This window comes from Stenotrophomonas rhizophila (genome assembly GCF_003651185.1).
GTDB classification, from domain to species: Bacteria; Pseudomonadota; Gammaproteobacteria; order Xanthomonadales; family Xanthomonadaceae; genus Stenotrophomonas; species Stenotrophomonas maltophilia_Z.
The window spans coordinates 21,003-38,216 of the sequence record NZ_RCDC01000007.1; the positions used below are offsets into that span (position 1 = coordinate 21,003).

General features: G+C 66.5%; 14 protein-coding genes. 6 read left to right on the plus strand and 8 right to left on the minus strand.

The features are described from left to right. Positions 1-9: 9 nt before the first annotated feature. Genes BCL79_RS16140 through typA form a run of 3 tightly spaced genes read right to left on the minus strand, consistent with a single transcriptional unit; the run spans position 10 to position 4,029 of the window. Complete coding sequence (locus tag BCL79_RS16140) at positions 10-1,626, minus strand: amidase (protein WP_121042898.1); 1,617 nt, start codon at positions 1,624-1,626, stop codon at positions 10-12. 55 nt (positions 1,627-1,681) lie between these two features. After that, entirely contained in the window at positions 1,682-2,167 is a 486-nt protein-coding gene (locus BCL79_RS16145) for a DUF2127 domain-containing protein (protein ID WP_121042900.1), read from the minus strand. A gap of 14 nt (positions 2,168-2,181) precedes the next feature. After that, entirely contained in the window at positions 2,182-4,029 is a 1,848-nt protein-coding gene (gene typA / locus BCL79_RS16150) for a translational GTPase TypA (protein ID WP_121042902.1), read from the minus strand. Positions 4,030-4,358: 329 nt separating this feature from the next. Here typA and BCL79_RS16155 point away from each other — a divergent pair, with 329 nt between their 5' ends. The 5 genes from BCL79_RS16155 to BCL79_RS16175 all read left to right on the plus strand — a co-directional run bounded on the left by BCL79_RS16155 (position 4,359) and on the right by BCL79_RS16175 (position 10,053). Continuing rightward, the gene (locus tag BCL79_RS16155) at positions 4,359-4,853 is read left to right on the plus strand and encodes a peptidylprolyl isomerase (RefSeq protein ID WP_121042904.1); all 495 of its coding nucleotides are present in this window, start codon (positions 4,359-4,361) and stop codon (positions 4,851-4,853) included. Positions 4,854-4,916: 63 nt separating this feature from the next. Then, positions 4,917-5,903: a malate dehydrogenase gene (locus BCL79_RS16160; protein ID WP_121042906.1), complete on the plus strand. Its 987-nt coding sequence runs from the start codon at positions 4,917-4,919 to the stop codon at positions 5,901-5,903. Positions 5,904-6,315: 412 nt separating this feature from the next. Further along, positions 6,316-8,193, plus strand: a complete 1,878-nt coding sequence (gene prpE, locus BCL79_RS16165; RefSeq protein WP_121042908.1) for a propionate--CoA ligase — start codon at positions 6,316-6,318, stop codon at positions 8,191-8,193. A gap of 231 nt (positions 8,194-8,424) precedes the next feature. Then, a complete protein-coding gene (locus tag BCL79_RS16170) occupies positions 8,425-8,919 on the plus strand; it encodes a hypothetical protein (protein WP_121042910.1) in 495 nt (164 codons plus the stop codon). Between the two features lie 72 nt (positions 8,920-8,991). Next, entirely contained in the window at positions 8,992-10,053 is a 1,062-nt protein-coding gene (locus BCL79_RS16175) for a suppressor of fused domain protein (protein WP_121043531.1), read from the plus strand. A gap of 77 nt (positions 10,054-10,130) precedes the next feature. Here the strand turns inward: BCL79_RS16175 and BCL79_RS16180 are convergent, their stop codons facing one another. The 5 genes from BCL79_RS16180 to BCL79_RS16200 all read right to left on the minus strand — a co-directional run bounded on the left by BCL79_RS16180 (position 10,131) and on the right by BCL79_RS16200 (position 15,455). Then, complete coding sequence (locus BCL79_RS16180; protein ID WP_121042912.1) at positions 10,131-10,742, minus strand: glutathione S-transferase family protein; 612 nt, start codon at positions 10,740-10,742, stop codon at positions 10,131-10,133. A gap of 89 nt (positions 10,743-10,831) precedes the next feature. Next, positions 10,832-11,290, minus strand: a complete 459-nt coding sequence (locus tag BCL79_RS16185; protein WP_088435200.1) for a cell wall hydrolase — start codon at positions 11,288-11,290, stop codon at positions 10,832-10,834. A 290-nt stretch (positions 11,291-11,580) separates the two neighbouring features. Next, positions 11,581-13,614 carry an NADPH-dependent 2,4-dienoyl-CoA reductase gene (locus BCL79_RS16190; protein WP_121042914.1) on the minus strand — a complete coding sequence of 678 codons (2,034 nt, stop codon included), beginning with the start codon at positions 13,612-13,614 and terminating at the stop codon, positions 11,581-11,583. A gap of 105 nt (positions 13,615-13,719) precedes the next feature. Then, positions 13,720-14,331 (minus strand): YczE/YyaS/YitT family protein, encoded by a 612-nt coding sequence (locus tag BCL79_RS16195; protein ID WP_121042915.1) that lies wholly within the window; start codon positions 14,329-14,331, stop codon positions 13,720-13,722. Between the two features lie 98 nt (positions 14,332-14,429). Then, complete coding sequence (locus tag BCL79_RS16200; protein ID WP_121042917.1) at positions 14,430-15,455, minus strand: zinc-binding alcohol dehydrogenase family protein; 1,026 nt, start codon at positions 15,453-15,455, stop codon at positions 14,430-14,432. A 373-nt stretch (positions 15,456-15,828) separates the two neighbouring features. Between BCL79_RS16200 and BCL79_RS16205 the strand changes: the two genes are divergently transcribed. Continuing rightward, positions 15,829-16,920, plus strand: a complete 1,092-nt coding sequence (locus BCL79_RS16205; protein ID WP_121042919.1) for an OmpA family protein — start codon at positions 15,829-15,831, stop codon at positions 16,918-16,920. Positions 16,921-17,214 lie beyond the last annotated feature (294 nt).

A 17,214-nucleotide genomic window follows, 5' to 3' on the forward strand; every position in this document is an offset into this window, starting at 1 on the left:
ACACGCCCCTCAGGGCGCGATGCCGTTGGTCAGCAGGCTGTCGGTCTGGAATCGCGGCGGGCGACGTGCGCGGGTGCGCTGCTCGTAGGCGTAGCCCAGCTCGATCAGCCGCGGCTCGCTCCATGCGGTGCCCATGAACAGCAGCCCCAGCGGCAGCCCGTTCACGTGCGCCATCGGCACGGTCAGGCTGGGGTACCCCGCCACCGCGGCCGCGCTGTAGCTTTCACCGGGGAAGTCATCGCCGCGGCCGGGCCGGATCGGCCAGGCCACCCCGGTGGTCGGTGCCACCAGCGCATCGAGGTTCTGCTCGCGCAGCACTGCATCGATGCCGTCCGGGCCGGCCAGCCGGCGCGCATCGCTGCGTGCGCGGATGTACGCCGGGGTGCCCAGGCCGCCCATGGTGGCGGCGGTGTCCATCAGGTCCTGATCGAACAGCGCCAGTTCCTTGCCCGCATGCTGCCGGTTCCACGCGATGACGTCGTCCAGCGTGCGCACCGGCGCCTGGTAGGTGGTGAAGTAGCGCTGCAGCCCAGCCTTGAACTCATGCATCAGCACGATCTGCTCAGCCTCCTGCCACTGGCCCTGGGTCGGCAACTGCACCGGCACCACGGTCGCGCCCGCGTCGCGCAGCACGGCCACAGCATGCTGCAGGGCCGGGGCGATGCCCGGCTTCTGCAGCAGGTCGCCATACAGCACGCCAATCCGCGCACCGCGCAGGCCATCGGCGTTCAAGCGCGAGGTGTAGTCGTACACGGCGCGCCCCGGCATGGTGGCGGTAGCCGGGTCAGCCTCGTCCCGGCCGGCCATGGCGGTCAGCAGGGCGGCCGCATCGGCCACGCTGCGCGTCATCGGGCCGGCGGTGTCCTGGCTGAAAGAGATCGGGATGATGCCTTCGCGGCTGACCAGTCCCACGGTCGGCTTCAAGCCGACCACGCCGTTGACCGCGGCCGGGCAGACGATGCTGCCGTCGGTCTCGGTGCCGATCGCGGCCACCGCCAGATTGGCCGAGACCGCCACCGCGCTGCCACTGCTGGAGCCGCACGGGTTATGGCTGAGCCGGTAGGGATTGCGGGTCTGGCCGCCGCGCGCGCTCCAGCCGGAGATCGACTGGCTGGAGCGGAAGTTGGCCCACTCACTGAGGTTGGTCTTGCCCAGGATCAGCGCACCCGCCGCGCGCAGCCGCTTGACCAGGAACGCATCGTCGGGGCGGAAGCCTTCCAGCGCGAGCGAACCGGCCGTGGTGCTCATGGGGCTGGCGCCGATGTTGTCCTTGAGCAGCAGCGGGATGCCGTGCAGCGGGCCGCGCAGCTGCCCTTGGCGGCGCTCGGCGTCCAGCTGGGCAGCTTCGCGCAGCGCATCGGGATTGAGCTCGATCACCGCGCGCAGGCGCGGGCCGGCCCGGTCGAGGCGGGCGATGCGGTCCAGGTAGGCGCGGGCCAGAGTGACGCTGTCCAGCTCGCCGCTGGCCATCCGCGCTTGCAGCGCGCTGATGTCGGCCTCGGCATAGGCGAAGGGCAGCGCTGCGGTCGGTGAGGGCGTGGGCGATTCGCGGGCATGCAGAGGCGCCGGGCCCGGGCTGCAGCCGGCCAGTGCGATGAGCATCAATGACGTCAGTGTCAGGCGCATGCCTGTTCCCCCGAACCGGCCGACAGGCTAACCAGCACAGGCGGCGCTTGGCAACTCAAGCCGCGTTGGCGATCGTGCCGTGGCGTTTGCGGATATCGCGGGCAAGTACGCCGACCACGATCAGATTGATCACCAGCACCGACCACGAGGCCCAGCCCGGATGGCGGAGAATGGCGTAGATATCGAACGGCAGGTAGATGCCGGCGGTGACGCAGCCCAGCCAGGAAGCCCAGGCTTTGGCGCGCCAGAGGCCCCAGGCCTCGAATAAGTGCAGGACGCCGTAGGCGACCATCGCAGCAGCCGCCAGATGCACTGCATCGGGGCTGATCATGTTGAGCAGCGAGGGCAGGGTGCCGTGATCCGGGTCCAGGCTGAACCGGCGGATCAGGGCATTGACCGCATCGCGCAGGGGCTGCGGACCGAGCATTTCCAGCCCGGTCGCAGCCAATAGCGCCAGAACCGCCTTGCTGGCTTCCAGCAAGGCGATCAGGTGAAGCCCCGGATGCTTGTGAGGATCCGGGTTATAGGGCTTGTCGATCACGACAATGGGTCCGATCAGCCGCCGCGCGAGGCCTTCTTGCGGTCGCTTTCGGTCAGGCCCTTCTTGCGAAGGCGGATTTCCTTCGGGGTGATCTCGACCAGCTCGTCGTCTTCGATGAAGTCCAGGGCCTGCTCCAGCGAGTACTTGATCGCCGGGGTCAGCTGGATCGCATCGTCCTTGCCCGAGGCGCGCATGTTGGTCAGCGGCTTGGTCTTGATCGCGTTGACGGTCAGGTCGTTGTCCTTGGAGTGGATGCCGACCAGCTGGCCTTCATACACGTTGTCGCCTTCAGCAGCGAACAGCTTGCCGCGTTCCTGCAGCGGGCCCAGGGAGTACGCCGGGGTGGCACCCGGGGCATTGGCGATCATCACGCCGTTCTGGCGCTTGGCGATCGAACCCTGTTCCTTCGGGCCGTAATGGTCGAACACGTGGAACAGCAGGCCCGAACCCTGGGTCAGGGTTTTGAACTCGTTCTGGAAACCGATCAGGCCACGGGCCGGGATCTGGTATTCCAGGCGCACACGGCCCTTGCCGTCCGGCTCCATGTTCTTCAGCTGGCCCTTGCGGGTGCCCAGCTTTTCCATCACGCCGCCCTGGTGCTGCTCTTCGATGTCCACCACCAGCTGCTCGATCGGCTCCATGGCCTGGCCGTCGATCTGCTTGATGATCACTTCCGGACGCGACACGGCCAGCTCGTAGCCTTCACGACGCATGTTCTCGATCAGCACCGACAGGTGCAGTTCGCCACGGCCGGAGACCAGGAACTTGTCGGCGTCTTCCAGCTGTTCCACCTTCAGGGCCACGTTGTGGACCTGCTCGCGATCCAGGCGGTCCTTGATCTGGCGGCTGGTCAGGAACTTGCCACCGGACAGGTCCTTGTTGCCGGCGAACGGCGAGTTGTTGACCTGGAAGGTCATCGAGATCGTCGGTTCATCGACGGTCAGCGCCGGCAGGGCTTCCGGGGTATCCGGGTGGCACAGGGTGTCGGAGATGGTCAGTTCCGGAATACCGGAGATGGCGACGATGTCGCCGGCCTCGGCGGTGTCCTGCTCGATGCGCTCCAGGCCCAGGAAGCCCAGCACCTGCGCGACCTTGCCGTTGCGCTTCTTGCCTTCACGATCGATGACCGCGACCTGCATGTTCTTCTTCAGGGTGCCGCGCTGCACGCGGCCGATGCCGATCACGCCCACGAAGTTGTTGTAGTCCAGCTGGCTGATGCGCATCTGGAAGGGACCTTCCGGGTCCACTTCCGGCATCGGCGCGTGCTGCATGATCGCTTCGTACAGCGGGGTCATGTCGCCGTCGCGCACGGTGTCTTCCAGGCCCGCGTAGCCGTTCAGGGCCGAGGCGTAGACGATCGGGAAGTCGAGCTGCTCATTGGTGGCGCCGAGCTTGTCGAACAGGTCGAAGACCTGGTCGATCACCCAATCCGGACGCGAGCCCGGACGGTCGACCTTGTTGACCACGACGATCGGCTTGAAGCCCATCGCGAAGGCCTTCTGGGTCACGAAGCGGGTCTGCGGCATCGGGCCGTCCATCGCATCGACGAGGATCAGCACGGTGTCGACCATCGACAGCACGCGCTCCACTTCGCCGCCGAAGTCGGCGTGTCCCGGGGTGTCGACGATGTTGATCCGGTTCTTGATACCGGTCTTCTTGTCTTCCCAGGTGATGGCCGTGTTCTTGGCCAGGATGGTGATGCCGCGTTCCTTTTCCTGGTCATTGCTGTCCATCACGCGCTCAGCGAGCACGGTGCGCTCGGAGAGGGTGCCGGACTGCTTGAGCAGCTGGTCGACGAGGGTGGTCTTACCGTGGTCGACGTGGGCGACGATGGCGATGTTGCGAAGATTTTCGATAGACATGCGAAAGGGGGCCAGTCGGCGCCGGATTTGGAAAAAGAAGTCCAACATTATACGGCCAAGATGACCAATCGCGAAAAGTACGTCGCAAGCCTTGCCGGACGGGCATTCAGCTGTGTGAGGGGCGCCTGTCCGGGTGGCCGCGATGATGCAGGAAGCACCATCGCCCCCTGAGTCAGGGGGCTGCCGCGAAGCGGCGGGGGTGTGGGTGCTGGCAAGAGGGGCCCGCGGTTCGCGCAGCGAAGCGTGGGGCGGCAGCGCGCATGCGGTGGTGCATACCACGGGTGTATCCTATGGGGCTAACGACAAACCCCCGTACCCCAAGGATTTGCATGTCCCTCATCGCCACTTTCGACACCACCCAGGGCCCGATCAAGGTCGAGCTGTTCGCCGACAAGGCCCCGCTGACGGTCGCCAACTTCGTCAATCTGGTCAAGCACGGCTTCTATGACGGCCTGGTCTTCCACCGCGTGATCCCGGACTTCATGATCCAGGGTGGCTGCCCCAAGGGCCAGGGCACCGGCGGCCCGGGCTACAAGTTCGAAGATGAAAAGAACGGCGTGAAGCACCAGGTCGGTTCGCTGTCGATGGCCAATGCCGGCCCGAACACGAACGGCAGCCAGTTCTTCATCACCCACATCAAGACCGATTGGCTGGACGGCAAGCACACCGTGTTCGGCCAGGTGCTCGACGGCCAGGCCATCGTGGACTCGGTCAAGCAGGGCGACGTGATCCATTCGATCACCCTGGAAGGCGACACCGACGCCGTGCTGGCCGCCCAGGCCGAGCGCGTGGCGGAGTGGAACAAGCTCATCCCCAGCGCCTGATCCGATCCCGACGGCCCCCTGTGAAGGGGGCCGTTTTTACGATTCTTAGCAGAGGAAATCCCCATGAAAGCACCTGTTCGTGTTGCCGTGACCGGCGCCGCCGGCCAGATCGGCTACGCCCTGCTGTTCCGCATCGCCTCCGGCGACATGCTGGGCAAGGACCAGCCGGTCATCCTGCAGCTGCTCGAGCTGCCGGTCGACAAGGCCCAGGCCGCCCTGCGCGGCGTGATGATGGAACTGGAAGACTGCGCCTTCCCGCTGCTGGCCGGCATGGTCGGTACCGATGACGCCGAAGTGGCCTTCAAGGATGCCGACATCGCCCTGCTGGTCGGCGCGCGTCCGCGCGGCCCGGGCATGGAGCGCAAGGATCTGCTGCTGGAAAACGCGAAGATCTTCACCGCCCAGGGCGCGGCGCTGAACAAGGTCGCCAAGCGTGACGTCAAGGTGCTGGTGGTCGGCAACCCGGCCAACACCAATGCCTACATCGCCATGAAGTCGGCACCGGATCTGAACCCGCGCAACTTCACCGCCATGCTGCGCCTGGACCACAACCGTGCGCTGAGCCAGCTGTCGACCAAGCTCGGCAAGCCGGTCGGTGGCATGGAGAAGCTGATCGTGTGGGGCAACCACAGCCCGACCATGTACCCGGATTACCGTTTCGCCACCGCCGAGGGTGCCTCCATCGCCGAGGCGATCAACGACCAGGAATGGAACGCCTCCACCTTCATCCCGACCGTGGGCAAGCGCGGCGCGGCGATCATCGAAGCCCGTGGCTCGTCCTCGGCCGCCTCGGCCGCCAATGCCGCCGTCGACCACATCCGTGACTGGGTGCTGGGCAGCAACGGTAAGTGGGTCACCATGGGCGTGCCGTCCGACGGCTCCTACGGCATTCCGGAAGGCGTGATCTTCGGCTTCGCGGTCACCACCGAGAACGGCGAGTACACCCTGGTCAAGGATCTGCCGGTCGACGATTTCAGCCAGAAGTACATCGACAAGACCCTGGCCGAGCTGGAAGAAGAGCGTTCGGGCGTCGCCCACCTGCTGGGCTGATCGCACGCCACGACAGGTGCCGAAGAGAACGGCAGGAGCCGTTCTCAACGGTGCAAAGCGCCGGCCCGAAGGGTGAGCGCCAGGACGGCGCGAATATCGTTGGTCGGTACGAATTGAAAAAACGCCGGGCATTGCCCGGCGTTTTTTTTGTTTCTTCTCCCATAGGCGGTGCAAAGGCGCGTACTGAGTCTTTTCCGCGCGGCGGTCGGTGGGTGGGGGGCTGGCCCCCATACCCTTTCCGGCGAATGTCCTCCGGCGTCGGCCTGCGGCCGCCCCCTCCTCCTTTATTTCGCCTACAAGGGTATGGGGGCCAGCCCCCCACCCACCGACCGGCCCTACGACCAAGGTCGGACGGCCCGCGCCTCACCATCGGACTATGCTCGATCCCATGACTTTGTCTGGGAGGGCTGTCATGCGTTACGAAGATGTCTATCGACGTTCGGTCGATGAACCCGAGGCGTTCTGGGGCGAAGAGGCCCAGCGCATCTACTGGCATACACCGCCGCAGCAGATCCTCGACTACAGCAATCCGCCGTTCCGGCGCTGGTTCGTCGGCGGGGAAACCAACCTCTGCTACAACGCGGTGGACCGTCATCTGGTCGACCGTCCCGATCAGCTCGCCCTCGTCGCCATCTCCAGCGAAACCGGCGTTACCCGCGAGATCACCTACCGCGAACTGCACCGCGAAGTGAATGCCTTCGCCGCCGTGCTGCAGCGGCTGGACGTACAGCGTGGCGACCGCGTGGTGATCTACATGCCGAACATGGCCGAAGCGGTGTTCGCGATGCTGGCGTGTGCACGCATCGGGGCGATCCACTCGGTGGTGTTCGGCGGTTTCGCCGCGCACAACCTGGCACTGCGCATCGATGACGCCGAACCGAAGCTGTTGATCGCCGCCGACGCCGGCAAGCGCGGTGGCAAAGTGATTCCGTACAAGGCGATGGTCGATGCCGCCTGCGCCGAAGCCGCCTCGCCGCCACCGCATGTATTGATCGTCTCACGCGGGCTGGACCCGGCCGAGCCGAAGATGCCCGGCCGCGACGTCGACTACGCCACGCTGCGTGCCGAAGTGGGTGACCAGGATGTGCCGGTGGTGTGGCTGGAATCCAGCGAGCCAAGCTATCTGCTCTATACCTCCGGCACCACCGGCAAGCCGAAGGGCGTGCAGCGCGATGTCGGCGGCTACGCGGTGGCGATGGCGCAGTCGATGGAGACGGTGTTCGACTGCAAGCCCGGCCAGGTGATGTTCTCCACCTCGGATGTGGGCTGGGCGGTCGGGCATTCCTACAACGTGTACGGCCCGCTGATCGGCGGCTGCACCTCGTTGCTCTATGAAGGGCTGCCGACCCACCCGGACCCGGGCATCTGGTGGGCGCTGTGCGAACAGTACGGCGTGCGCACGCTGTTCTCCTCGCCGACCGCGATCCGCGTGCTCAAGAAACACGACGCCGATTTCATCCGCCGCCACGATCTGGAAGCATTGAAGTACGTCTTCCTCGCCGGCGAACCGCTCGACGAGCCGACCGCGCACTGGATCAACGACGCACTCGGCAAGCCGATCATCGACAACTACTGGCAGACCGAAACCGGCTGGCCGGCACTGACCCTGCTGCCGGGCGTGGACATGAAACCGGTGCGCTTCGGCTCGCCCGGTTTTCCGAACCTCGGCTACCGGATGAAGGTGATCGACGAGAACACCGGCGAGACCGTCGCGCCGGGGCAGAAGGGCGTGCTGGTGATGATCCCGCCGCTGCCGCCGGGCTGCATGACCACGGTCTGGAAGGACGACGCGCGCTTCATCCAGAGCTACTTCAGCCACTTCAAGGAACTGCTGTACAGCTCGCTGGACTGGGCGATCCAGGACGAAGACGGCTACACCTTCATCCTCGGCCGCACCGACGATGTCATCAATGTGGCCGGGCACCGCCTGGGCACGCGCGAGATCGAAGAATGCATCGCCGGCCATCCGCTGGTGGCCGAGGCCGCTGTGATCGGGGTCAAGGATGAACTCAAGGGCCAGGTGCCGCTGGTGTTCGTCACCCTCAAGCAGGCCCTGCAGGGCGACGGGAGTGCCGTGGCGGCCGAGATGATGCAGCGGGTGACCAATACCCTGGGCGCGGTCGCGCGGCCGGCGCACATCCATATCGTCAACGCGCTGCCTAAAACGCGTTCGGGCAAACTGCTGCGGCGCTCGCTGCAGGCGCTGGCGGAGGAGCGTGATCCGGGTGATCTGTCGACCTTGGACGACCCGGCGGCCTTGGACGAGATCCGGCGCGCGCTGGGGAGCTGACCCGCTAGGCTCCCCGCACGATGCTGCAGCGCATTACCGGCGACGCGAACGCTCGGGTAAGCTGCGGACGTGATCGGTGCGGGTCTTGCCGGCGGCACGCGCGCGCTGGGGATACGGCGCGCCTGGGGCGGCCGCCGGACATTGATGGCCTGGAAGATCACAGGGGGCGCGCAGGTAGCGGCGAACGGCCGGCCGACGCGTGTGATAGGGCACCACGTGAAGGGGGAACACATGGCGTATATCCAGGCCAAGACGGCCGCTGGCCGTCAGGAAATCGAGGACCGTGCGCGGCGCTTGCCGCCTGCGCTGCGGTCCATGCTGCTGATGGTCGATGGTCAGCGCGATGACACCGCGTTGACCGCGTTGTTGCCGGGCCTGCGCGCACCGGACGATGCGCTGGCGCAGCTGTCGGCAATGGGGTTGATCGAGGTCGTCGGCGGGAGTGCCGCACCGGTCATTGCTGCAGCGCTGACCGCCGGGCGCGAGCAGGATCCGGAGCTGTACAAGCGGCTGTATGACTGGATGAGCGAATCGGTGCGCAGGTATCTCGGTCTGAAGGGGTATTTCATGCAGTTGAAAGTCGAGCGCTGCACCGATGCCGGCGGCCTGGAGAAGCTGTGGCCGGACCTGGCCGCTGCGATCAGCAAGGCGAAAAGCCCGGCACTGGCCAACCGCTGGCTGGAAGAAACGCACGCGCTGCTGCACACCGAGGTCGTGATCGCCTGAGGCGATACGTCGACGGCAGCCAGGCAGCACGCTGTTTAGAATGCGTGCTGTTTCGTGTGCGGGAGGATGGCGATGGTGGATGAGATCGAGGACGACGGCGCCCCCGGGTGGGATGCCATCGATGCCGCGTTGAAGGCGGTGTATCCCACGCAGGCGCCGCAGCATTACGGCCCGGTGCTGCGTTCGCTGCTGGGTGGCGAGGACCCGCTGGACGGCATCAGCGCATATTGGAACGATGCGCCGCTGCCGCACTGGCACTTCGTCAGCTATGGCTTCTCCGAGCTGTATGAAAAAGAGAGCGATGATCCGGCCACCAGTGGCTACGGCTTCGAGCTGAGCGTCCGGGTTGCCGCTGCGGCAGGCAGCGAGCCACCGCCGTGGGCGATGAATTTCCTGCAGAACCTGGCGCGCTACGTGTTCGCCAACGGCAAGGTGTTCCAGCAGGGCCACTACCTCAATGCGGGCGGGCCGATCGCCGCCGACACTGATACGCCACTGCGGCATGTCGCCTTCATGCGCGACCCGCAGCTGCCGGCGCGCGAGACGCCCAACGGTTCGCTGGCGTTCCTGCAGGTGATCGGGCTGACCGATGACGAGATGGAGGCGGTGAAGCGCTGGTCGACCACCGGCGTGCTCGAGGCGCTGCTGCCGAAGATGCCGCTGTGGATCACCGATATCGCGCGCGGCTCGCTGCTGGACGATCCCGCACTGGCGGCCGCCGTGGCCGAGGGTGCGGCACGCGAGGGCTCGCAGACGGCCTATCTGTTCCTGGAAAAGCTGGGCGGGTCGGTGCAGGGCGAGGGCGCAGGGCAGCAGTTGACCGTGACGCTGGGCGCGCGCCAGGTGGAATCGCTGCTCGCGTTGTTGCCGGCGCGGTTGCTGTTCGGCCAGCCATTGACGCTGGTCGGCAACGATCGGCAGATCACGCTGTCGCCGGCGGCCGCCAATGCGCTGGTGGTCGAGGGTGATGCGCTGGACTGCCAGCTGGCACCGGCCACGGTGCAGGCGCTGGTCGCCACGGTCATGCCCCGCCGTGGCACCTATGCGATCCCGGGTTGGCCGGCGCTGCAGGTGGTGGTGGAGCCGAGCGAACTGCGCGATGCCGAGGGCACTGTGGTCGAGGTCGTTGGCTGATCACCTCGCACGCGCTGGAAACGAAAAAGCCCGGCACTGCCGGGCTTCTTCTTATCCGTCTACGTCAGCCGCACCGGTCAGCTCAGGCCTTCGGCCTTCAGTACCGCCTGCACGCCGGCATCGGCGTCCATCCGCTGCTTGAAGGCAGCGATGTTGTCCAGGCCGCTCAGGTCGATCTTCGCGCCCGCGGCCCAGCGCAGGGTGATGTAGAAGTACGGGTCGGCGAAGCTGCGGAACCCGGCCAGCCAGGGGCGGTCGGCCAGCTGCGCATCGGCGCGCTCGAACAGGCCACGCAGGCGCTTGCGGGCGGTGGCGCGGAGCGCGTCGTACTGGGTGTCGTCTTCGATGAAGGTGGCCGGCCCGAACAGCGGCTTGAATGCCGGGTGCAGGTCCGAATTGACGAAGGACAGCCAACGGGTGGCTTCGGCGCGCTGCTTGGGGCTGCCGTCACCGGTCAGGCCGGCCTGCGGGTAGGTATCGGCGATGTAACCCAGGATGGCCGCGTTCTGGGTCAGCACGAAATCGCCGTCGACCACCACCGGGACCGAACCGGCCGGATTGATGGCCAGGAAGGCGGGGGCCTTCAGGGTGTCCTTGTCGAGCAGTTCCACCTCGAACGGCTGGCCGGTCCACTGCAGGGCGATGTGATCGGCGGTGGAGCAGGCTCCGGGCTTGCTGTACAGCTTCATGGGAACTCCGTTGCGGATGGGTGGAAGGTGAGCCGCCCACTATTCCAGAGCCGGCCTCGCATCCTCAACGGTATGGCCGTAACAGATCGTTACGACGCGCGCGGCTTGAGTTTCTGCACGCGGTAGAAGGTGTGATCGCCAATGGTGGCCACCTGGTAGGCATTGCGCCAGCTCGGGTTGGCGATTGCCAGGGCGGCGAAGTGGCTCGCACCCGGGACGATCTCCTTGCGCTCACCGGCCGGCAGGGCCCAGTTGCGCTCGGCATCGAAGGCCACGGTCATCGCTTCCTGCCAGGCATCGGCGTTGCCGAGCTGGGTGCCGGGCGCCACGATGGTCGGGGCGAACTGCTTGCGGGCGGTCACCACCTGGCACATCGAGTCGCCCCACAAGCCGCTGTCCAGGCGGCGCAGGGCCACTTCCGCGACGGCTTGCTGGCCGCGCAGGGTCTGGTCACGCGCTTCGAGGTAGACGGTCGTGCTCAGGCACAACGAATCGGCGGCAGGCTGCGGCAACAACTGTGACAGCCAGAGAATCCAGGCCAGTTTCATAAATCTCCTTGCTCCGTGTGGGCCGCACCTGGCTGTTCCATCCGATCATGCGGACGGGGCGTGGGTACGACTTGGCGTCATGGGGAGGCGGCCATCGGGGCCGCCCGGGGGCGGACCCGAATAGACGTGGGGTCCGCGCGCTCACTCGAACTGGGTGGTGAGCGGGAAAGTTGGCGCACGATAGGGGGGGATTTCCCAATACATCCTGAACCCGAACGCTTGACATTCAGGTTAGGAGGTGGGGCTGAATCGGCCGTTCAGCCCCGTATTCAGGTCGGTTTCGACCCGGATCAGAGCGCGGCGGCGACCCGGCTGCCCTGATCGATCGCGCGCTTGGCGTCGAGTTCGGCGGCCACGTCCGCACCGCCGATCAGCTGCGCATGGATGCCGGCGGCCTGCAGCGCGGCGTGCAGATCACGGCGCGGTTCCTGGCCGGCGCAGACCACCACATGGCTCACCGGCAGCAGCTGTTCCTGGCCGTCCACGCCGATACGCAGGCCGCTGTCATCCACGCCCAGGTATGCCACGCCACCGAGCATGCTCACGCCCTTGGCCTTGAGCGTGGCGCGGTGGATCCAGCCGGTGGTCTTGCCCAGCCGGGCGCCGGGCTTGCCCGGGCTGCGCTGCAGCAGCCAGACCTTGCGCGCGGGTGCTTCAGGTGCCGGTTTGGCCAGCGCGCCCCGGCCCTCGAAGCTGGGGTCCACGCCCCACTCGGCCATCCAGCGTGCCGGGTCCAGCGCGGAGGAGGGCCCCTGGTGGACCAGGAACTCGCCGACATCGAAGCCGATCCCGCCGGCGCCGATGATCGCGACCTGCTCGCCCACCTGGACCCTGCCGAGCAGCACATCCAGGTAGGTGACCACCTTGGGGTGGTCGGCGCCGGGGAAATCCACCCGGCGCGGGATGATGCCGGTGGCGATCACCACCGCGTCGAAACCGGCCAGCGCGGCCACGTCGGCCACGGTGCCCAGCTTCACCTCGACACCGGTCTCGCCCAGCTTGTGGCGGAAATAGCGCAGCGTCTCGTGGAATTCTTCCTTGCCCGGGATGCGCTTGGCGACATTGAACTGCCCGCCGATCTCGCTGCCGGCGTCGAACAGCGTCACCGCGTGGCCACGCTCGGCGGCGACCGACGCGCAGGCCAGCCCGGCCGGGCCGGCACCGACCACGGCGATCCGGCGCGGGGCGGTGGTCGGGTGGTAGACCAGCTCGGTCTCGTGCACGGCGCGCGGGTTGACCAGGCAGCTGGCGGTCTTGTTCTCGAACACGTGGTCCAGACAGGCCTGGTTGCAGGCGATGCAGGTGTTGATCGCCTCCGGACGCCCGGCGCGTGACTTGTTGGCCCACTGCGGGTCGGCCAGCAGCGGCCGCGCCAGCGACACCATATCGGCCCCGCCCGCGGCAAGGATGCGTTCGGCCACGTCGGGCATGTTGATGCGGTTGGTCGCGATCACCGGCACGCGGACATGCGGCTTGAGCTTGGCGGTGACCCCGGCAAAGGCGCCGCGTGGCACCGAGGTCGCGATGGTCGGGATGCGCGCCTCGTGCCAGCCGATGCCCGAATTGATCAGCGTGGCGCCCGCCGCCTCGATCGCCTGCGCCTGCTGCACGATCTCGGCCCAGTTGCTGCCGTCGGGCACCAGATCCACCAGCGAGAGCCGGTAGATGATGATGAAGTCCGGCCCGCAGGCCTCGCGGATGCGGCGCACGATCTCGACGGCGAAGCGCATGCGCTGTGCCGCGTCGCCGCCCCAGCGGTCGGTGCGCTGGTTGGTACGCGGGGCGATGAACTCATTGATCAGATAGCCTTCCGAACCCATCACCTCGACGCCGTCGTAGCCGGCCTCGCGGGCCAGCCGCGCGCTGCGCGCGTAATCAGCGATGTGGCGCTCCACCCCGCGCGCGGACAGCGCCCGCGGGGTGAACGGGTTGATCGGGGCCTTCAGCTTGGAGGGGGCCACCGAGAGGGGGTGGTAGGCGTAGCGGCCGGCATGCAGCAGCTGCAGGCAGATCTTGCTGCCGTTGTCGTGCACGGCCCGGGTGACCTGGCGATGCGGTCGCACTTCCCACGGCCAGGACAGCTTGCCACCGAACGGCTTGAGCCAGCCGACCACGTTGGGCGCGAAGCCGCCGGTGACGATCAGCCCGACGCCGCCGGCGGCACGCTCGGCGAAATAGGCCGCCAAGCGCGGGAAATCGCGCGCACGATCTTCCAGGCCGGTGTGCATGGACCCCATCAGGACCCGGTTGCGCAGCTGGGTGAAGCCCAGGTCGAGCGGGGTGAACAGATGCGGGTAGGCGGTGGATTCGGCGGCTGGCGACATGTGGATACGCTTGCGTACGGAAGCCCGCAGGGTGCCGCGAATGCCTCTGAAGAGCAAGCGCAGGCGCCCCGGCCGGTGCCGATCGCCGGTCCGGCACCGGCGCTGTTATGGCGCGACGGCGGCCGGGGCGGGCTTGCGGATGCCGAACAGCGGCAGGGTAACCCCGCACAGCGGGCCGATCAGCAGCGCGAAGGCGAGCGTGCCCACGCCGACATTGCCGCCGAGCCACCAGCCGATCAGCAGCACGGTGCCTTCGATCGCGCTGCGCACGATCCAGATCGGCCAGCCGGTGCGGGCGTGCAGGCCAGTCATCAGGCCATCGCGCGGGCCGGGCCCGAAGCGTGCGCCGATGTACAGGCCGGTAGCCAGCGCGACCAGCAGCAGGCCGCAGATGAACATCGGGATCTGCCAGGCCAGTCCCTGCACCTGCGGCAGCAGCCACAGCCCGAACTGCGCGCTGGGGCCGATCAGCAGCACGTTGAGCACGGTGCCCAGGCCGGGTTTCTGCCGTATCGGCCACCACAGCAGCAACACCAGCGCGCCGATCACGTTGGTGGCCACGCCGAAGGACAGCGGCGTCTGCAGCGCGATGCCCTGTGACAGCACATCCCAGGGCGCCACGCCGATCGCCGCGCGGATCATCACCGCCGCGCCGAAGCCATACAGGAACAGACCAAGCAGGAGTTGCAGCAGGCGCAGGGGCAGGGACGTGGGCATGTCGGTTTCACCGGAAGGGCCACTGACTGTAGGGGGCCCTTCGCACCGCCGACAGATACAGATACGCGCGAATCTGCGCAGACACATTGCCGCGCGCGTCAGTCCCAGCCGGACAGCACCAGTTTGCCGATCACGCCGCCGCCTTCCAGCTGGCGATGTGCCTCACGCAGGTTCGCTGCGGTGATCGAGCCCAGATGCGTATGTGCGGTCGTGCGCAGTTCGCCCGCGTCGATCAGGCTGGCGGCTCGGCTCAGAATGCGGTGCTGTTCGATCATGTCCTCGGTCTGGAAGCGCGACCGGGCAAACATGAACTCCCAATGGATGCCGATGCATTTGGCTTTGTACGGATCGCCGATGCGCAACGGTCCGCGCGGTTCAACGATCAGCCCCACATGTCCCTGCGGGGCCAGCAGCTCGCCCAGCGCCTCCCAGTACTGGTCGGTGTCGGCCAGGTTCAGCGCCACCTGCACCTGCGCGATGCCCAGTGCCTGCAATTGCGCAGCCAGCGGCTGGCGATGATCGATCACGTGGTCGGCGCCCATCTGCATGCACCACGCACGGGTTTCCTCGCGCGAGGCGGTGGCGATCACGCTGAAGCCGGCATGGCGCGCGAGCTGGGTCGCCATCGAACCGACGCCGCCGGCACCGCCGATGATCAACAGGTGCTGCCCGCGATGGCGGCGGTCTTCAAGGTGCAGCGGCATGCGCTGGAACAGCAGTTCCCACGCGGTCAGCGTGGTCAACGGCAACGCGGCGGCCTCGGCGAAATCCAACGTGGTGGGTTTGCGCCCGACCAGGCGTTCGTCCACCCACTGATACTGCGCATTGCAACCCGAGCGGGTGACATCGCCCGCGTAATACACCTCATCGCCAAGGGCGAACGCGGTGACCTCCGGGCCTACCGCCTCGACCACGCCGGCCGCGTCATACCCCAGGATCCGCGCAGGATTCTCCTGCTGCGGGCGCGGCGCGCGCTGTTTGGTGTCGACCGGATTGATGGAAACAGCCTGTATTCGCACCAGCAGGTCGCGTCCCTGCGGCGCGCCCGGTGGCGCAATGCTCAGGTCCTGAAGTGCGGCGGGGTCGTCAATCGGCAGATATCGGGTCAGTCCCACGGCTTTCATATCGGCTCCGGAAACGAGGGGGGCACCCTCATCATACGGATCACGACGTCGCTGTTTTTGCGCTGAATCAAGGCGCAATCGGCATTTGAACCCTCACGTGAAAAATGTGTCGCGACGTCGCCTGAATTAGGCAAAACCCTTGTCATTGCTGGGTCTTGCGGAATTTCATCAACCTGTATAGGGTGCCACCAGCTGGACCCGGTAGAGGTCTGGCGGTCGTCTTCACATGTTACGGGACTGTTAACATCACCTTCACTCGCCTGAGCATAATGTTCGCGGCGGTGGCGTGCTGAATCGGCAGTCTGAAAACGACGCAGTAGTGCTGGCCCATGCCTCTACCGGTTTCATACCCCCGAAATAGGAGCTGTACTCAATGAACAAGAAGATCCTCACTGCCGCGCTGCTGGGCGGTCTGGCTTTCGCCCAGGCTGCATCGGCGCAGGATTTTGACGACCGCTGGTACCTGACCGGTTCGGCCGGCTTCAACTTCCAGGATAGCGACCGTCTGACCAACGACGCTCCGTTCGTTACCCTGGGCCTCGGTAAGTTCATCAGCCCCAACTGGTCGCTGGATGGCGAGCTGAACTACCAGAATCCGAACTTCGACGCCAACCAGGATCTGAACTGGAGCCAGTACGGCGCCTCGCTCGACCTGCGTCGCCACTTCATCCAGGAAGGCCGCGGCTGGAACCCCTACCTGCTGATGGGTCTGGGCTACCAGAAGTCGGAAGAAGAGTATCCGGCACTGAACACCAATGGTCCGCGTGAGCGCAAGGACGGCAACTTCGCCGCCAAGGTCGGCGTCGGCCTGCAGACCACCTTCGAAAAGCGCGTCGCCGTGCGTGCCGAAGTGGCCTACCGCGCTGACTTCGACGACCAGAGCATTGCTGCTCCGAGCGAAGACTGGTTCGGCGACGTGCTGGCTTCGGTCGGCGTCGTGATCCCGCTGGGCCCGGCCCCGGTTGCTGCCGTGCCGGCTCCGGCTCCGGTTGCGCCGAGCTGCGCCGATCTGGATGACGACGGTGACGGCGTCAACAACTGCGACGACAAGTGCCCGAACTCGCAGCCGGGTCAGACCATCGGTCCGGACGGTTGCCCGGTCCCGGTGTCGATCGATCTGAAGGGCGTGAACTTCGACTTCGATAAGTCGAACCTGCGTCCGGACGCGGTTGCGATCCTGAGCGAGGCTTCGGAAATCCTGAAGCGTTACCCGGATCTGCGCGTTGAAGTGGCCGGTCACACCGATTCCAAGGGTACCGACGCTTACAACCAGAAGCTGTCCGAGCGTCGTGCTACCTCGGTGTACAACTACCTGACCCAGAACGGCGTTGACGCTTCGCGTCTGGTCGGTCCGATCGGTTACGGCGAGAGCCGCCCGATTGCGCCGAACACCAACCCGGATGGTTCGGATAACCCGGAAGGCCGCGCCAAGAACCGTCGTACCGAGCTGAACGTCCAGAACTAATCCTTCTGGTAGTACAGTCTCACTAAGCAGGGCCCGGCATTGCCGGGCCCTGTTTTTTTTTGTCTTCTCTCAACTCGACAGTTGGGCCCTTCCGAGCGCGTCACGCCCCGTAGCGACCGGTAGGCCCCTTGGCAAATGTCCCCCGGCCGCCGCCTGACGGCGACGGCCTCCTCCTTGATTTTGCCCAGGGGCCTACCGGCCGCTACGAGGCTCGGCGTGCTGTAAGTCCACTAAAACCCAGCCTTTCGTTGCGGCGCCAACGGGCTTGGCCCAGCGCTCGACGCACCGGCCGCC